This window comes from Prevotella sp. MGM2, assembly GCF_002933955.1.
Lineage (GTDB): Bacteria > Bacteroidota > Bacteroidia > Bacteroidales > Bacteroidaceae > Alloprevotella.
Window position 1 is genome coordinate 1 of the sequence record NZ_BEWW01000008.1, and the last position, 765, is coordinate 765.

Sequence of the window (765 nt, forward strand, 5' to 3'; positions counted from 1 at the left end):
CGAATATTCGTGTAGCCAGTTCATTCAAACTTTTGTTTTCAAGGCTGTAACCGGACACTTCTTGATTGTAAAAGAGCGATGTCGGCATGTTCAGAAACATACTCATGGCGTGAGGGTGGAATACAACCACTATCATTTCCGTATTTCCGTCTGCATATAGGTGTGACGAGAAATTAACTTGTCCGCTCACAGTCAGTTTGTCTTGTGTAACATTTAGTTCAGGGATATATAACGGTGCTTGTTTATGGAAAATGATTTGAGAGCAACCGATAGGAAAAGTCAGAGTATTCAAAAACTGGTTACTTTTGAATACCCAATAATATCTCACGTAAGGTTGCAATAGCTTACATGGTCTGTAAAAATCGAATTCCTTTTGAATCATTTTACAAAAGTAATAATTTTGTGTTGATTACTAAGTAAAAAGAGGTAAATGAAACATAGAAACGATTGCGCATAATGACAAAGTCGTTTCTATGATAGGTGGAATTATATTTTCAATCCTTTTGGTCGATTTCCATCTTTCGCATATAGTTCCGAACGTCCAATGATGATATGCCGGGCCCAATGAAATTCTCGGCGTTTCGCATTATTTCACAGGGCTGTGTATCTACTGTATTTTTTAGGTGTACAATGGAATTTATCCTTTCTGTTGTTCCCGCTTGGCATACATCTCCCTTGAAAGCTCCACGATCTCCCGGCTCAGTTTCACCAGATCGATGGTATGTTTCTCCAACTTGTAGAGCAACGCCATCGCCTTCTTCTCCG

1 protein-coding gene and 1 pseudogene are annotated in these 765 nt (G+C 39.1%); both read right to left on the reverse strand.

Going from position 1 to position 765, the window contains the following annotated elements:
• On the reverse strand, positions 1-382 hold a 382-nt coding region (locus C5S62_RS13695; protein WP_371411174.1), incomplete at its 3' end, for a DUF6597 domain-containing transcriptional factor.
• 255 nt (positions 383-637) lie between these two features.
• Positions 638-765: pseudogene (locus tag C5S62_RS13700) on the reverse strand (hypothetical protein); the annotation flags it as partial.